A 16434-nucleotide genomic window follows, 5' to 3' on the forward strand; every position below is an offset into this window, starting at 1 on the left:
AAAACTCCACGGCGGATTGCGTAACCACTTTTTGAACACGCACTTTAAGGAATGCGTGATGCATAAGATTTCGAGATTGAATTGCAAAACCCTTGTGAATACCAGATTATCAAATAGAATCATTATGTGAGAGAGAAGTAGTGTCTGTTTGCATATGTTTCTAAAGCCATACGTCAGAAAAACTGATCTTAGCGAAAAAGAATTGATTTTACTTGGTTCGATTTTACGTTTAATTGAATTTTAGAATCTTTGACTTCCAAAACTTCTAAAGGATTCTCATTGAGATTTGCCGTATAAGCTTGTTGAATCGGCTGAGTGAATGCAAATGCAGCAGTTTTTTCTTCTGCTGTAGGATTGTAGAACCGCAATATAAAGTTGTCATCCTTTTCAGCTTTTTTCAAAGTACTTAGCACTGCTTCGGTTTGCACTTCTTTTAGGAAGCTAAAGCGAACAGGCGTCTTAACATCTGCTTTGTTTAGCTTCATTGCATCATGAGGAATTTTGTTATAAAAATGGATCGGTGTCAGATACTCTTTTGCCATACGTGCAACATTTGCTTTTAACGCAGATTTTTGATGTGTTGCAACAGCAAATTCTAAAAGAATCGTTCCAGGCATTTGCGAATCTGGAGTCGGCAATTTTATACCGGAAGGACGACCCGGTCTTCTTAGCAATTCTTCTTTACCAAGAACTCCTATACTTCTAAATAATGTAATTGCAATCGTATCATATTCATTGCCTACAATTTCATATTCTCTTGTACTGTTTGTCAATACGCTCAAACCGTACTCTTCGTTTGACAAGCCTGCAAAACTTAACATCGGGTAAATCGGATCCGGACGCTCATCCCAGTTTTCCTGTTTCCAAATATCCATTGCACTATCATACACATTGCGTTTCACGAATCCGAATTGATTGTCGGACACGGAAAACGCAGATCCAATGCCTGTTGGGATAAGTGCTCTCAACCGATGGTCTTTTGCATGATTATCAATTGCAAATTTCACTTCTATGATCGGCTTATGATTCGGAATCGTTACTACAATATGAACATCGACAGCGGAATCGATTACTTTTTCTTTCCTTGCATTTAAATCTTTGGGAATTTCCAAAGTATATTGAATGTCAACCGCAGCCGCATATTGGCTTTGTTTAATTGTTACATTTGCATGTACTTCATCGCTATATAGCAACGTTTCGTTTGCTAATGGCGAAAAATCATACTCATCGCCATCATCCCCGCCATTTTCAAGCAGAAGAACATTGTGAAATGTTTTGTTTAGTTTTTTATCAAAAATATTGAGTGTACCATTTGGATTGACCATAATTTTATAAAAATCTGTTTCCACTTGATCTTGATAGACGACATTGGTTTCCTTCTCATGATCTCCCTCTGCGACGAAATACGTTTTGTAACCGAACGCAGGAATGCAGTCAATGAATTGAATCGTATACTTGATAAACGAATCATAATTTCCGTAATGAACAATTTGACGGTCAATCAAGCCTGGGTCTACAATCTCCCTGTTAATCACTTCAAATTCCATTTCCTTGGAAGTTTCGTCAAGTAGCTTAAAGGACTTAAATTTGGTAATGACAGTAGTTGTCATCAATTCCTTGCGATCATAAGGAAGCAAGTTAAATGCGGTTAAACGATCCTGATTCCATTCCGTATCCATGGAGTCGACTATTTTTCTCTTATAGAAATTGATGAGCTGATCCACTCTTTCTTCCGCAATGAAGAAACGGTTGCATATTTCTTGATGCACTTTGTCTGAACAACAGCAACCGATACTGTCATGTGCATGGTTTTTCAAAATTTCTTTCCAAATGAGTTCAATTAAACCATGATGATACTCAAATCCCAAGCGGTAAGCCAGTGATGCAAGAGGCTCTAAAATATTCGTAATTTTATTTTCAATTCTTGCATTCGCCGCTTTAATATCCATACGTGTGGAATAAATGCTGCGATGAACACGCATGTACTTGCCATCTAAGAATTCACCATGCAACGTTGGCAGATCTTTGTTTTTTTCTAACTCATGAAAGATGTTTTCGTATTTGCTTAAAAAGAATTCACGATCCGGATATAATTTTTTCAGCTTTTCAATAATCGTAAAGATATTTTTTTGAATTGGCATTTGATCGTGGCCGTTCGGCAGAATGATGTTTTCTGTCGTAGCACCGCGATCTAATACGGCAAAATATTTATCCATACGGTTTTTAAGCTGTTCTTCATCTTCCGGCAAATATTTTCCGATCGCATACCCTAAAGGAAACAATTGAACAAGTACTTTAGATCCTTCCTCAGACTCCCAATAAAATTCTGTTTTGTCCGTACCATGGCGCTCAGAAGTTCCCCGCCAAAAAATCGAATATGAAATGTCAAAACCATTCAAGATTTGCGGCATTTGAGAAGATTGCCCAAATGAGTCCGGAAGATACCCAATTGGCATATGATTCCCGAATTCTTCACAATCCTTGATTCCGTATAATAAATTACGCACAATCGATTCTCCGCCAACGATCATTTCGTCAGTTTGTGTATACCACGGTCCTATGATAAGTTTTCCTTCTTGCACAAGCTTTTTTACTCTCTCTTTATTTTCAGGTTTAACGGCAAAGTAGTCTTCCAGAACTGCTGTTTGCCCATCTAAAACATAATAAGGATAGTCTGGATCGGTTTCCAGCATCTCCATGATTTCTTCCATATTGTTAACCAAAAGGATTCTTGACTCTTCTGTTGTAAAGTACCATTCTCTGTCCCAATGCATATGTGGAACGATATGAACTTTTTTCATGATGTCCTCCAGTTCCTTTGTTTTTCTAAATGTAAGAATGGAACGCTGTTTTTAAAATCACAAGCTGCTTATGCAGCAGCTTGTGTGAGTTTTTTATTTTCTTGATCTTTACGCAATTTGTTTTTTCTCGTTGCAATTAACAAAATCATGGATATAAAGGCGCCTAAAATAGCCGCTCCCAGCCAAATGATTGCTGCCACCAGCGCTTGCTGCCCTTGTAATAGAGCCAGAGAGAAAATTCCGGCGCCAGGTACATTCAAGCCTATTCTAAAATAGGAGACTATAGCCCCTGTAATAATCGAACCTGCAATAAGGGATGGTATGACACGAAATGGATCTCGAATCATAAAAGGTATAGCTCCTTCTGTAATACCGGCCAACCCTAATAACCAGGTTTGTTTTCCGACTTCTCTTTCCGCTTCGTCATAGTATTTTTTTCCTGCGATCGTTGCGCCTGTCACACCGAAAGCGGATACCATTTTTACAGAAGCAAATGTAGCATAAGGAATAAAGTTGCCGCTTGCCATCGCACCTAAACAGAATGTATACGCTGCTTTATTGACAGGGCCGCCTAAGTCAAAGGATACCATTGCTCCAATAATTGCCCCTAATATCATTGCATTTATACCAGACATCCCTTTTAACCAGTCAACCAATCCACTGTTTATCAGCGCCAGCGGTTTTCCGACAACTAACAGCATGATACAGCCGACAATGAGCGTCCCCGCCACAGGATACAACCAGAAACTAATAAAACCGGCAAACGTACCTTTTGGTTTTGCATATTTCTTTAAGAGCTTTAGAACATAACCTGCCAAAAATCCGCCAAGCATGCCACCCAAGAAGCCGCTGCCAATCAAGTTTGCAGATATCCCTGCCGCCAAACCGGGACCTAACGCCGGCTTATCGGCAATGGCGTATGCCATATACGCGGAAAGAATCGGCACCATTAACGTTCCTAATAACGTTCCGCCTAGCTGTCTTAACAGCCAAAGCCATGACCCGGTTGCATTGTACAGTCCTTGCAGATGAAACGCTTGTGCTACTAAAACGGCAAACGATAAAGTCATGCCGCCAGCTACAATGACTGGAATGATGTAAGATATACCGGTTAAGATTGAATCTTTCATTTCTGTTTTGAAGGATTTTTGTCCAATTTCATGTACTTTTCCGGAATCGCTTTCTTTTCCCGCATGCTCTCGTTTTGTTGCGCTTTTCGATTTCTCCAACGCTTCGGTCAGAATCCCTTTTGCATTTTTAAGTGGAGCTGCCACTGAAGTTTTTACTTTTGGAAGATGATCATATCTTTCTTCGTTTTTTACGGCTACGTCCGTCGCAAAAATAACAACATCCGCTCGATTCAACAATTCTTTCGTGTGCCGGTCTTCTATCCCATTGGCCCCTTGTTTTTCCACAAATACATCGACGCCTATTTCTCTGCCTGCCTTTACCAACGCTTCTGCTGCCATGTAAGTATGTGCAATACCGGCTGGACATGCAGTAATTGCCAAAACCGTTTTGCCTTGTTTCTGAACAGTCGCCACTGTTTTTTCTTCGCTTATACAGTCCAGATAATCGAATAGCTCCCGGCTCGTCTTGGAATGAAGCAAGCGATTTTTATACGTTACATCCGTCAATCTTGTCATGAACTCTCCTAATAGGGCAAGATGTGTAGTACCTGCCTCATTTTCCGGAATGGCAAGTAAAATGACCAATTCCACCCGGTTGTTTGGATCGATACTTTCCCAAGTATCCAAAGGTTTTTGAAGTGTTGCGATTGCAAAAGCAGCTTCTTTTACTGCAACCGACTTGCCATGCGGAATTGCAATCCCACCTTCAATTCCGGTAGCAGAGAGCTTTTCCCTCTCCATCACAGCTTGATAAAAATCTTCCTCAGAATATAATTTGCCTGCTTCATGTAATTTTTTAACGAGATATTTTATAGCATCTTCTTTTGAGTAAAAGGATTGCTTTGTAACAATCAAGTTGGGCGAAGTTAGATCTTTTAATAACATTTTCATGCCTCCTTTTTCTTTCTCTGTCGGTTGACTTGATTAGATGCAAGCCGTATTTCTTTACATGCAAGCACTCAATATACAGCGATTAAAAGCAGCAAACAACACTATATATAGTAGATTTGCCATGTATTTTTAAACATTTTTCGCGAACTGCAATTCGTGAATCCATCGTAGCACAAAAAAAATAAGAAGTGGTTTTCTTCTTATTTTTACACGGTTTCAACCTATTAAAAGCGTTTTCATGTGTATTTATACACAACACCCTGTGGATTTCCAATAAAATTCTGACAATATTCGCAACACAATCATAATCGGTGTCCGATCCGTAACATTATATTGATTCAATATTTTTTTTGGGGAAAAACAATATAAATTGATATCGGCTAATTTTTGTAAAGAATTCTTTCCGAAATGTGTAAGCGAAATGATTGTAATACCTTTCTCCTTTCCGATTTCGGCAATTTCCAAAATTTGTCGAGTCTCTCCGGATAAGCTTATGAGAAAAAGAACATCATGATTCCCCAGCTGGTTTAACTCATACAACATTTCGTGCCTATGAATATGAAATTCGGAATGTTTTCCTACAACTTTCAGATCCTTTACGATCATCTCACAGAATGGAGCGGAATCCCCCACGCCGAAAAAAAGAACATGCGGGGCTTCCCTGATCATTTTCGCTGCTATCGCAATCCTATTCATATCAACGAGCCTAAAGGTTTTATTTATATAAAAGTACAAACTATCTTCTTGTTCATTGGATTCTGTATGGATTTCCTCTTTCAGGCTGTTCTTTAATTGAGAAAAGCCTTCATACCCTAATTTTTTGGAAAGTCTGGTAATCGTATTCGGCACTGTAAACAAATTTGCGGCTAAACTCTGGATCGATAGGCTGACTACTTCTTTTTTATTTTTTACGATATATTCAATAATTTGATCATCTGTATCATTGAGCTTATATTCATATTTTTGGACCCGTTCTTCAAATAGCATTGCCGAATATCCCCTCGCTTAGCCTCTCCAAATGTTTTCAAGTGCATTTACAAACTATATTTTATCAGCGAACGATTTACATTTAAAACTAATACAGGCAACTTCTTATTTACATCTTTACATCAATAGCGGCATAGAACTGAATCATACCTAAAAACTACAATATGAATTAGGGCTTTTTTCATCAGTATATCCCAATTGTCGAGAAAATTTCGACTCCGCTTTGTCTGTCCATAAAACGCAGGCCAAAACGAATGATCCAGCGTCTTGATCAATTGTAATTACCTAAAGAGAAAGCCACCGTTCCGGGTGGTTCGTGCAAATGCTTTATGCTATAATTTTATTTTAGTAATCGAAATAATTTTAAGGAGATAGATAGTATTATGAGCAAATTATTTCCTGCTGCAGTATGGGCGACTGCATTTGCGGCATTAATTGCTTTTATGGGAATTGGTGTGGTAGACCCGATCCTCGGCTCAATCCTTAAAGCAATGGGAGGAACGCCGTTTGAAGTGGAATGGTTATTCACCAGTTACATTGCCGTCATGGCGTTGGCCATGTTGCTCTCAGGCGTATTGGCTACCCGCTTTGGCGCACGTCGTGTGATGCTGATCGGTTTGACGCTGGTCGTCATTTTTGCCAGTTTGAGCGGACTTGCTCCGACAATCGGAATCTTGGCGGTAGTACGGGGCGGTTGGGGGCTTGGCAACGCATTTTTCACTTCAACCGCATTGTCAATTATTGTCGGTGCATCAACGCGAGGAATGGCTGCCGCTATCACTCTATACGAAGCGGCATTGGGTCTGGGGTTGGCAAGCGGGCCGCTCTTGGGCGGTTTTCTCGGCAATATCTACTGGCGTTTGCCGTTCTTTGGTACAGCTATGTTAATGCTGATCGCCTTGATATTTACTTTCACACAAGTGAAAGAAACCGGCAACAAAGAGCAGCCGCGGAAAGCTATTGACTTGTTTCGTGCATTGCGGCACCCAGCAGTGTTAGCCAATTCATTAATCGGCCTTCTTTACAGCTTTGCATTCTTCACGATTCTGGCCTATTCTCCGGTAACGCCTCAATTGGAACAATTAGGCGCTATGGGTACCGGCTTCACATTTTTCGGTTGGGGCGTTCTGGTTGGTATTTCGTCAGTATTTGTGGTGAACTGGCTGCGGCCGCTGATGGGACCCGTCAAACTCCTTACCATGAATCTGCTTTGCTTGGCAATCATCATGATTCTCGCTGCACGTGCGGGAAGTGTCGAATTGATAACTCTTGTGATCATCTCAGGATTTTTCTGCGGGATTGCGAACGCACTGTTCACAACGCTGGCGATGGAGGTTTCGCCGTTCACACGATCGATTTCATCCGGAACATATAATTTTGTGCGTTGGTCCGGTGCCGCACTTGCACCAATTATATGCGGCTGGATTGGTCAGACATTCGGTGCACAGGTACCCTTTTGGATTGGCGCCATTATCCTATTTATTGGCTTTCTTGCGATGCTTTCCACACGGCGGGTCTTGGAAACTGCACTTGAAATGAACGGTAACGCGGAGGGCCTGCATCATTAAACTCTGAACAATCCTTTCATTTTTTACGTTTAATGATCATAGCGATCGCCATACCCCCGCCCTCGAAAGGGCGATATGGTTGCAACCGGCCCTTTCATCATGCTTGCAGGGCCGGTTGTTCCAGTTGGCACCAGTTGGTATATATAGCAACGGTATTGTTGCAAATATTTTGCAGTGATCAGCCGTAATGCCTAAAGAGAAAGCCACCGTTCCGGATGGTTCGTGCAAATGCCGATCCTTTCATCAAGTTTTGCAATTTGCTGCATATGTTCCGGTTGATCAATTGTCCAAGCTATAATGTCGAGATCTTGATCAAGCAAAGGACGGACAAAGGATTCAGTCAAATACGGATAACACATCGATAAAACGGCAGCACCGGTATCTTTAAGCAGTTCTTGGAGTAAAATTGGCATACCATAAATGATTAGTCCCCGTTTTATTTCTGGAGCGATCGTTAATAAATTCCTAATGCTTTCATGGTTAAACGATGTCACAATCACCGAAGATTCCATATTGTAGGCCCGAACCAAATCCGCAATCGTTTGCTCGATTCCAGACGAGCGATCTCCCGCACGTTTTATCTCGATATTTAACCGTTTATTCCCTTTTACCAGTTGAAAAACTTCCTCCAAAGTTGGAATTCGTTCATCGGCAAATGATTCCGAAAACCAGGAACCCGCATCAAGCCGCTTTAGTTCTTGCAACGTAAATGAGCTTACATCTCCCGAGCCATTCGTGGTGCGTTCCAATGTATAATCGTGAATAACAACAGGAATCCCATCACGTGACAGCTGTACATCCAGCTCGATCATATCAATTTTCGGAGTATCCATTGTCTTTTTAAAAGCTGCCAATGTATTTTCCGGTGCCAGCCCGGACCAACCACGATGTGCAATACAAGAATTCTTCATCAGAAGCACCTCCCAACTGTTCTGTGAACAATGTGTCGTTCGCTTTTGTTCAATTTAAATTGTACGACAGGAATGCAATCGAAATGTTAAGAGCCTATTAATTTTCCGTTTCAAAAACATTAAAAACTTAAGAATTTTTCTCTTAAAAATTTTTAAATATAGCTTTACATGAGCGTTTTCGTTTCATGCGATATAATAAAAATTTCAAAAATAAGATCCATCCATTTTATTCAATATTTTTTGAATAACCACTCAGCATCTCAAATTTTTCCTTCTTGGATCGCTATTTTATATATGTGACGATCTCAGAATTTTGTTCAAGTGTAATGACTGTAATTTCGGGTCTGCAGCAAAATCTTACGGGTAACCCGGTTGTCCCTATCCCTCTGCTGGTATAAAGTTTGAATGAATCGAAATGATATAAATTCGATACGTACTTTCTTCCAAACTTAGTTGTAACAATTGGTCCAATGAATGGGATACGTACTTGCCCGCCATGACTGTGACCCGAAAGCTGCAGTTGGATTGGAAGTTTTTTCGATACATCCGCGAAATCCGGTTCATGAACAAGCAACAACGTGCATGCATCTTCCGGTATCCCCTCAAACGCCTGTTCCGGATTCGGCTTTCCTTTCAAAATGTCGTCGAGACCTACTATAAACATAACCTCCGCATCTTTCTGTATAACTGTATGTTCATTGATCAGGACACGAAAACCGCCTTTTTCCAAACCGCTGACAACATGTTGGATACCGGCCCGATAATCATGATTTCCTAAAATTGCAAACTTTCCATATGGAGCCGCGAGTTTTCTTAATAATGGAATCGTCGATCCCATCGATGCAACACAAGAATCAGAATCAAGAAGATCTCCGGCAAAGCAAATCATGTCCGGATGGAGTTTGTTTATTTCCTCCACGACAGATCTGAAATGTTTTTGGGAAAAAAAGAATCCCATATGAATATCACTGATCAGCACAATACGAAACTGGGAAAATGGCTTAGGCAATCGAACGATAGGAATCCGCACATGTTGGATACGAAACCAAAACCGTTCAATGATGGACGAGTATATTCCAAAACATACAACACAAGCCAGAATACCTGAAATTAAGAGCCCAAACATTGTGTCCATACGTCTTCTCCTGAACAAGTTGTCGTTAACGCGAAAATCGGATCACACCTTACAAAACAATTGCACATCCTATATATCATACACCAGGACAATTGGTGGTGACTCAAGTTGCGAGAGTATTCCGTTGGAATTTTTGCATTTTAAAAATGATACATCAATCCATAAGGAAACCCGTGTAATCCACTTCTGCATCACACGGGTTTTCTCTAAATTGATTCATTTTTTAGTTTTGCGCAGAAAACAAAAAATTCTGGCAGTCACTCGTTATACTAGCAGCTCCACCTCAACATCTTCACCATATTCGAAATGAGTATACGTGTTTGTCATGATTTCCAGCTGATACTCTTCCACTTGTACCGAATACATAAGTTCTCTGCCTTGAAATTGAATATGCCGCACCTTGCCCAATAATCCATTCTTCGAATATTGATTTCTTAGCTTTCGCAATTGAATCTGATCTGGTCGAATCGGCAAAATATTATCGTTTTGAAACGGTTGAAAGTTTTGTTTTGTATTGATCACAACCGGATTTTGATTATTGAAATGAATAGAAAACGTACGAGAATCCAGCCATTCCCCTTTAAGAAAGTTGGATTGGCCCACAAACTTTGCCACAAACGGAGTTTTTGGTGAAAAATAAATTTCATTTGGGCTCCCTACTTGTTCAATTGCTCCCTCTTTCATAACAACAACTCGATTCGCCATTGCTAATGCTTCTGACTGATCATGTGTAACATAAATAATTGCAGTTCCCAAATTGCGGTGAATATCTTGAATTTCCTTGCGCATTTGAATCCGCAATTCGGCATCCAAGCTGCTTAGAGGTTCATCCATTAATAAAAGAGCGGGATTAAACACAATCGCGCGCGCCACTGCTACACGTTGTCGTTGCCCACCTGACAGCTGACTAGGAAAACGCTTTTCAAATCCTCCAAGCCCGACCAACTCCAATATCTCCTGTACACGTTTTCGGATATTTCTTTTATACTCTTCTAACACATTCGGCTGATAATGCAACGGAAAAACCACATTTTCATACACGTTCATATGCGGCCAAAGTGCAAAGGATTGAAAAACCATTCCAATTTGCCGAAACTCAGGTGGTTTTATAGAGAATTTTGTTGCGACTCGTTCACCATGCAGCCATATTTCCCCATCATTGGGCTGATCAAATCCTGCAATCAAACGCAATAATGTCGTCTTGCCACAACCGCTTGGTCCCAATAATGCGACAAACTCGCCGTCCATGATACTCAGATCAATCTGACGCAAAGCTTCCACTTTTCCATAATGCTTACAAATCCCTTTAATATGTACACATTGATTCATAGCTTGACTCTCCTGATCCAGAATTTTTTGACAAGAGATCCGGTCACAATGAAAACCAGGATTGCAAGCACAATCAAAGTAGAGAATGCTGTACTATAGGTTGTCGAACCTTCTTGTTCAAAATTAAATATAACGACACCAATCGTTTCATTTCCTGCTGACCATAGCAATGATGAAACTGTCAGTTCTGATAGTGATGTTAAAAATACCAAACATGCTCCTGTCACAATTCCTGGTGAATACAAAGGAACTAATATTTTTTTCCATCTGGTGAGCCATCTGCCGCCATGTATGCTTGCGGCTTCTTCCACTTCCTCGCCGACCTGCAATATAGATGCTGAACTGGTTCGAATTTGCAAAACCAAAAAACGGGTCATATAAGCAATAAAAATCATCCAGGTCGTGCCGTATATTCCAGGTTTCCATCCAGAGATAGGCTCACTCCAAGTCAAAATCAAAGACAACGACAAAACCATTCCAGGTATTGCGTACGGCAACGTAATCGCCCATTCCATTGCCTTTGCAAGCAAAGTCGGCTTTTTCACTCGCCAATATGCAAAGACTGTTCCAATCAATACACAGAGCAAAGCTGTGGCACATGCCAGCATAAGACTATTTTTAATCGCATTTTGCGATGCATCATTATTTTGTAGAATAAAAGTAAAATTTGACCATGTGAGGTTTTTTAATGTGAAAGGGAGTCCATATGCTTTGATCAATGCTGTCTGTATCATTGCCAGTAGAGGAAATACACTTGTGACTAGGAAAAACAGCCAGATGCCTATCTCGATTATCAGTCTGTATTTTCCAAATGAAAAACGTATGGAACGATCTTCGCTAAAAGTTTGATCCGTTTTGGAGTTTCGTACCAGAAACCACTGAACAGCTGTTCCGAGCAAAGCAATGATTCCCAGTATGATGGATAAAACAGCTGCTTTCGCAAAGTTGTTCGAATTATATCCGACCACTTGTTCATAGATGAACGTACTTAATACGGAAATTCCTTTTGGAATCCCTAAAAAGGAAGGTATACCAAAATTATCTAAACTTGAAATAAACGCAAGCAATCCACCACCGGCTAGACCAGGCAGCGCCATTGGGAGTATGATTTTCCGGAACACATGTATGTTTCTGGCACCTGCTATTTTGGCAGCCAACTCTAGATCCCTGGGAATTCGATAAAGGACTGAACGAGTGATTAAAAATACGAGCGGATAATTCGTGAGAGCTAACAATAGAACCATTCCGTTTAATCCATAAACATCCCATATAATCATTTTATGGCCTGCCATAGTGGAGGCCCACCGGTTTATGAGACCGGCTGGACCTATAAACTGTGTCCACGCGATTGTCATGACATAGGATGGAATCACATACGGAACAAATACAAATACTTGCATCCAGTTTTTAAGCCGTACGTCCGTATACGCGCAAACCCACGCCAAAAATCCCCCAAAAACGATAGCAAGTATTGATGAATTCACTGTTACAAGAATTGAGTTTTTAACAGTTGACCAAGTCATAGGATCACGAAAAATCTCCAAATAATTTGCCAACCCAATTCCTTGTTTTGTCTGAAAACTTAAAAATACTAGCTTTATGAAAGGATAAACAAATAAGAATCCAATCAAAATCAACAAAATCCATTTACACATTCGACAGATTGATACCCGTGGTAAAATTAGTTTCATTTTATTTGGACGAATTTCACTCCATGATAACTCGAATTTATTTTCCACTGATGATCTCTCCAAATTTCTTTTTATCGGCTTCCCTTGTTGTTTCTAATTGGTCAGGATTTGCAGAAATAATCTTAATCTGATCAATTGTTTTGAGTCCTTCCGGAGCCTTGATACCTTGGCGAATCGGCGTATATCCTCTGCTCGCTTCTACCTTTTGACCTGCAGATGAAAGAATAAAATCTTCAAATGCTTTTGCGGCAATTGGATTCTTGGTTGCTTTCGTAATGGCTACCGGCTCCGTAATGACGGGAACCCCCTCAGATGGATACACGAAGTCTACTGGTGAACCTTGTTTTTTTGCCTTTGCTGCCATAAAGTCCACAATCATGCCATAGTCTTTTTCACCACTGGCAACACTCTTTAATACACTGCCATTCCCCTTTGAAACTGTAACTTTATTGTTCGCAAGCTGCTTAAAGAAATCCCAACCGAAATCTGACTGCCTTGAAAAGACTCCTACGTTATATGCTGCAGCACCAGAATATAACGGGCTAGGCATAATGCTTTTGCCTGAGGTTTTGGGATCCGTCAGAACCTTCCAGCTGCTTGGCAAGCTTTTTACATCATTTGTATTGACCATCAATACTGTTGCCATAATTTTTGTACCATAATAATCTCCGCCTGGATCTTTCAAATTTGCAGGGATACCCGATCCTTCCTTAGATTTATATGACATCAACAAACCCTGTTTTTTGAGACGAACAAACGTTGGAGCATCTGCCATAAGCAATACATCTGCTTGAACGTTATTTGCTTTTGATTCTGCAAGCAGTTTACTTACAACCTCTTCTGTACCGGATCGGAACGTTTCAACCTTGACATTCGGGTATTTTTTATTAAACGCTTTGACTAGTGCAGCCGCATCAGCATCCGGTTGAGATGTATAAAAATGTAGGGTACCACTTGGTTCTGACGCAGCAGAAGCGGAATCTTTGGATTGCGTGGTAGGATTTGCACCACATGCCACCAAGCTTACTGCAACACCTGATACTGTAAGTAACAAAACTGCTTTTTTTCCAAGCATTGACTTCATTTTGACTACCTCCTGATTTTTTTATTAAACTCTCAATGTCCTCCGTATAAATTCCTGGATGTGCTAGGATCGCAATGCCACCAATCTACATCCCACACCTCGTTCAATAATTTGTCTTGTTATCCTTATTATAGAATTGAGGTTTTAATCTAATATTAAGGAAAAGGGTTTTTTATTTTTCCTCTGCCATTTACTTATTTATCCAGACAACACTAGTAAAAATCCTGCCATAGCAATCTTTTACCGGAATTGAGTTTTAATTTTTGCTAAACAGAAGTAAAATCTGATTCGAAAAATATTTAGATTTGATTAAAAATTCACCAAAGATTAATAATTTAAATCCAGATCAAACAAATGATACTTTAATATTCCAATTAAATATTACTTTAAATTTAAATCATTATGACTTTACTAATACATGTTTCTTTGTCGCAAGGTAGATTATTACTCTTTAAGTAACTTTCTAAACATTGCATTGGTGATTACGGGCAATTACTGCAATATCTTAACTATTGTTAGTTCGTATCGTTTGTTATAATTTAAATATATCTTCTATATCGATTTATTCACGAAAAATTATAGGTTTATTCCGGAAATTTGAACATCCTCTAAAAATAATAAACTTATAACAAATAAGAAAGTGTGTGATTAAAGTGAGTTGGATTGTTTTTATTTATAAGGTTCCTTCAACTCCTACAAAATACCGGGCTTATATATGGAGAGAACTTAAAAAGCTGGGTGCTTTATACTTACAGGATGGCGTTTGCATCCTGCCGAATAAGGATGACGTGTATTTATTTATAGATACATTATCCGATAAAGTGAATACATTTGGCGGTCAAGAATTCACATTTCTTTCCACAACATTTTTCAAAGAAAAAGAAGAACAAATGATTCAACAATTTAATGATGCCAGAAATGCTGAATACACAGAACTCATGCGTTCGTTATTGGAATTTCAAGAGAATTTTAACGAAAAGGAAGAATGGGAGTTTAGCGAAATCCAACAAAAGAAAATTAGAGAAGAATTTCAAAAGCTTCTCCGACAGTTTCAAATCATAGAAGCAAGGGACTATTTTGAAGCAGATCAAGGAAGAAAGGTGCGGTTCCTGATCGATACATGTAGAAAAATATTGACACAAACACAGTTATAGTGTGTGTTCAAAAAGTGGTTAAGTAAGACACAAGGAGTGCGAAGCCGAAGCACGAAATGGCGACGGAGTGTACGTGTTTGGTACATGAGTAAGCCTTTTTGGGATTCGGCAAAGCAATCCGCCGTGGAGTTTTGACTACTTTTTGAACATCCTCTTATAGTAAATTTCTCAACAGAAAAGGAGCCTATCTTATGAAATGGGTTACAAGAGAACATGCGAATGTGGAAAGAGTTGTATGTCCATGGTTAATTCAACGTTTTATTGATCCAAATGCAGAATTTCTTTTTGTACCCGGAGATACAAACCCAAACTTACTAACCGATGTAATTCCATTTGATATGAAAGGCGTTGAACTAGGTCATCATAATGGCAGATGCAGTTTTGAATCGTTTTTATTGAAATATCATTTAGAAAGTGATCCGGCTCTTGTATTGTTAGGCTCTATTATTCATGGCGCTGATATACCCATCGATATTGATATTACTCCCGAATCTGCAGGATTGCGTGCAATTGCTTTTGGTTTCCATTACATGGGCGTTGATGATCACGAAAAAATCAAATTGCAAACACCAATGTACGATGCCCTTTATGCTTGGTGTCAACGTAAGGTTGGTACATTAAGCGATAAATGATTGATTCTAAAAAATTGGTTTCAAAAGATAAAGAACAAAACAAAGAGGCTGTCCATTTGGAACAGCCCTGTTTCATTGCATCATCCATCATGAAAGGAAAACAGTTTGTGAATTACTTCTTGATTTTTAGTTTTAACTGATGTTCCACCGAGATCCAAAGTGAAACAATAAGACCAACCCAAATCACATATGCAGCAATATGTACCATATGAATGGAAGATAGAAGAAATGCTAAAATTAATGACAACAACACAACAGATACTAAACGACTGTCATCTACAAGTAATCCCCAGAGAATTTTTAATGCATTCATTTAATTCACCCCAATCGATATAGAATTGGATTGACTGGACGTGTTAAGTTGGCGTTTGCAATGTGCAACCTCAATCCAGGAAAACAGACATAGCGTTGCTGCCATATAGAGTATCGAAACATCCTTCTGAGGCCAGGATACTCCAAGTCCTTCACCGATCCAAAAGGCGCCAAAACTGGTCAACATGACACCGACAATGAATTTCATTGTATTTTCCGGAATTTTTGTCAATGGACCACGTAAAGCGATTCCCAATCCAATCACTACAACTACAGCAAGAATGCCGCCAAGAATACTTGATTGGATCGATTTGGCACTAAGTCCAAACGTGATTACAATAAAGATTGCTTCAAGACCTTCCAGAAACGTTCCACTGAAAGTGGTTGTAAAAGCAAACCGATCAATGGCAGGCGAAACGATACCTGCTTTGCGTTGTCTTTCCACTTCTTCTTGAAAGCTTTCTTCTTCATTATGCAGGGCTTTCAAACCGGAATATCGCAATATTGCCTTGCGCAACCATCGAATACCGAACAAAAGCATAAGCAGACCTATTAAAGCTTGCACCCAAAAGACTTGAACGGTCGTTGTAAGCGGAGTCCCAATCACTGCAACTAAAATACTAAGAATGGCAACCGCTGATAGCGCACCGAGTAATGAACTCTTCCAGCCTCGAATGGCTCCAACTGCCAATATAATCGTTAATGCCTCAACAAATTCAACTGCAGTTCCCAAAAAACTTGCACCTATCGCATATACATTCACTTCGTAAATCTTCCTTTCTATTAAAAAGTACACTCATCATTCCTAC

At 39.7% G+C, this 16434-nt stretch carries 13 protein-coding genes; 3 read left to right on the forward strand and 10 right to left on the reverse strand.

Going from position 1 to position 16434, the window contains the following annotated elements; genetic code table 11:
* Positions 1-188 precede the first annotated feature (188 nt).
* From mngB to LSG31_RS01225, 3 genes are all read right to left on the reverse strand, one after another.
* A complete protein-coding gene (gene mngB, locus LSG31_RS01215; protein ID WP_347437632.1) occupies positions 189-2801 on the reverse strand; it encodes a mannosylglycerate hydrolase in 2613 nt (870 codons plus the stop codon).
* Between the two features lie 68 nt (positions 2802-2869).
* On the reverse strand, positions 2870-4816 hold the full coding sequence (mngA, locus tag LSG31_RS01220; RefSeq protein ID WP_347437633.1) for a PTS 2-O-a-mannosyl-D-glycerate transporter subunit IIABC: 1947 nt from the start codon (positions 4814-4816) through the stop codon (positions 2870-2872).
* A gap of 252 nt (positions 4817-5068) precedes the next feature.
* Positions 5069-5809, reverse strand: coding sequence for a MurR/RpiR family transcriptional regulator (locus tag LSG31_RS01225; protein WP_347437634.1), 741 nt, complete (start codon positions 5807-5809; stop codon positions 5069-5071).
* Positions 5810-6192: 383 nt separating this feature from the next.
* On the opposite strand from LSG31_RS01225, the gene LSG31_RS01230 reads away from it, so the two are divergent.
* Positions 6193-7377 carry an MFS transporter gene (locus LSG31_RS01230; RefSeq protein ID WP_347437635.1) on the forward strand — a complete coding sequence of 395 codons (1185 nt, stop codon included), beginning with the start codon at positions 6193-6195 and terminating at the stop codon, positions 7375-7377.
* A 191-nt stretch (positions 7378-7568) separates the two neighbouring features.
* Here LSG31_RS01230 and LSG31_RS01235 read toward each other — a convergent pair whose 3' ends face one another.
* The 5 genes from LSG31_RS01235 to LSG31_RS01255 all read right to left on the reverse strand — a co-directional run bounded on the left by LSG31_RS01235 (position 7569) and on the right by LSG31_RS01255 (position 13527).
* Complete coding sequence (locus tag LSG31_RS01235) at positions 7569-8288, reverse strand: glycerophosphodiester phosphodiesterase (protein WP_347437636.1); 720 nt, start codon at positions 8286-8288, stop codon at positions 7569-7571.
* A 283-nt stretch (positions 8289-8571) separates the two neighbouring features.
* Complete coding sequence (locus tag LSG31_RS01240) at positions 8572-9423, reverse strand: metallophosphoesterase (RefSeq protein ID WP_347437637.1); 852 nt, start codon at positions 9421-9423, stop codon at positions 8572-8574.
* 264 nt (positions 9424-9687) lie between these two features.
* Complete coding sequence (locus LSG31_RS01245; RefSeq protein ID WP_347437638.1) at positions 9688-10752, reverse strand: ABC transporter ATP-binding protein; 1065 nt, start codon at positions 10750-10752, stop codon at positions 9688-9690.
* Entirely contained in the window at positions 10749-12443 is a 1695-nt protein-coding gene (locus LSG31_RS01250) for an ABC transporter permease (RefSeq protein WP_347439409.1), read from the reverse strand. Before LSG31_RS01250 ends, LSG31_RS01245 begins: the two co-directional genes overlap by 4 nt.
* 37 nt (positions 12444-12480) lie before the next feature.
* Positions 12481-13527, reverse strand: a complete 1047-nt coding sequence (locus tag LSG31_RS01255; protein WP_430734228.1) for an ABC transporter substrate-binding protein — start codon at positions 13525-13527, stop codon at positions 12481-12483.
* A 653-nt stretch (positions 13528-14180) separates the two neighbouring features.
* Between LSG31_RS01255 and LSG31_RS01260 the strand changes: the two genes are divergently transcribed.
* Together LSG31_RS01260 and LSG31_RS01265 are read left to right on the forward strand one after the other, a co-directional pair.
* Positions 14181-14681 (forward strand): Chromate resistance protein ChrB, encoded by a 501-nt coding sequence (locus tag LSG31_RS01260; RefSeq protein ID WP_347437640.1) that lies wholly within the window; start codon positions 14181-14183, stop codon positions 14679-14681.
* A 191-nt stretch (positions 14682-14872) separates the two neighbouring features.
* Complete coding sequence (locus LSG31_RS01265; protein ID WP_347437641.1) at positions 14873-15313, forward strand: chromate resistance protein ChrB domain-containing protein; 441 nt, start codon at positions 14873-14875, stop codon at positions 15311-15313.
* Positions 15314-15425: 112 nt separating this feature from the next.
* On the opposite strand, the gene LSG31_RS01270 is transcribed toward LSG31_RS01265, so the two are convergent.
* Both LSG31_RS01270 and LSG31_RS01275 read right to left on the reverse strand, forming a co-directional pair.
* Positions 15426-15626, reverse strand: coding sequence for a hypothetical protein (locus tag LSG31_RS01270; protein ID WP_347437642.1), 201 nt, complete (start codon positions 15624-15626; stop codon positions 15426-15428).
* Positions 15627-16388 (reverse strand): COG4280 domain-containing protein, encoded by a 762-nt coding sequence (locus tag LSG31_RS01275; protein ID WP_347437643.1) that lies wholly within the window; start codon positions 16386-16388, stop codon positions 15627-15629.
* Positions 16389-16434: the final 46 nt, after the last annotated feature.

This window comes from Fodinisporobacter ferrooxydans, from assembly GCF_022818495.1.
Lineage (GTDB): Bacteria > Bacillota > Bacilli > Tumebacillales > MYW30-H2 > Fodinisporobacter > Fodinisporobacter ferrooxydans.

Bases quoted from the DNA above. Each gene is read 5' to 3' on its own strand.
- LSG31_RS01245 (WP_347437638.1), bottom strand. From the start codon at position 10,752: ATGAATCAATGTGTACATATTAAAGGGATTTGTAAGCATTATGGAAAA.
- LSG31_RS01255 (WP_430734228.1), bottom strand. From the start codon at position 13,527: ATGAAGTCAATGCTTGGAAAAAAAGCAGTTTTGTTACTTACAGTATCA.
- mngA (WP_347437633.1), bottom strand. From the start codon at position 4,816: ATGTTATTAAAAGATCTAACTTCGCCCAACTTGATTGTTACAAAGCAA.
- LSG31_RS01225 (WP_347437634.1), bottom strand. From the start codon at position 5,809: ATGCTATTTGAAGAACGGGTCCAAAAATATGAATATAAGCTCAATGAT.
- LSG31_RS01235 (WP_347437636.1), bottom strand. From the start codon at position 8,288: ATGAAGAATTCTTGTATTGCACATCGTGGTTGGTCCGGGCTGGCACCG.
- LSG31_RS01265 (WP_347437641.1), top strand. From the start codon at position 14,873: ATGAAATGGGTTACAAGAGAACATGCGAATGTGGAAAGAGTTGTATGT.
- LSG31_RS01230 (WP_347437635.1), top strand. From the start codon at position 6,193: ATGAGCAAATTATTTCCTGCTGCAGTATGGGCGACTGCATTTGCGGCA.
- LSG31_RS01270 (WP_347437642.1), bottom strand. From the start codon at position 15,626: ATGAATGCATTAAAAATTCTCTGGGGATTACTTGTAGATGACAGTCGT.
- LSG31_RS01250 (WP_347439409.1), bottom strand. From the start codon at position 12,443: ATGAAACTAATTTTACCACGGGTATCAATCTGTCGAATGTGTAAATGG.
- LSG31_RS01240 (WP_347437637.1), bottom strand. From the start codon at position 9,423: ATGGACACAATGTTTGGGCTCTTAATTTCAGGTATTCTGGCTTGTGTT.
- mngB (WP_347437632.1), bottom strand. From the start codon at position 2,801: ATGAAAAAAGTTCATATCGTTCCACATATGCATTGGGACAGAGAATGG.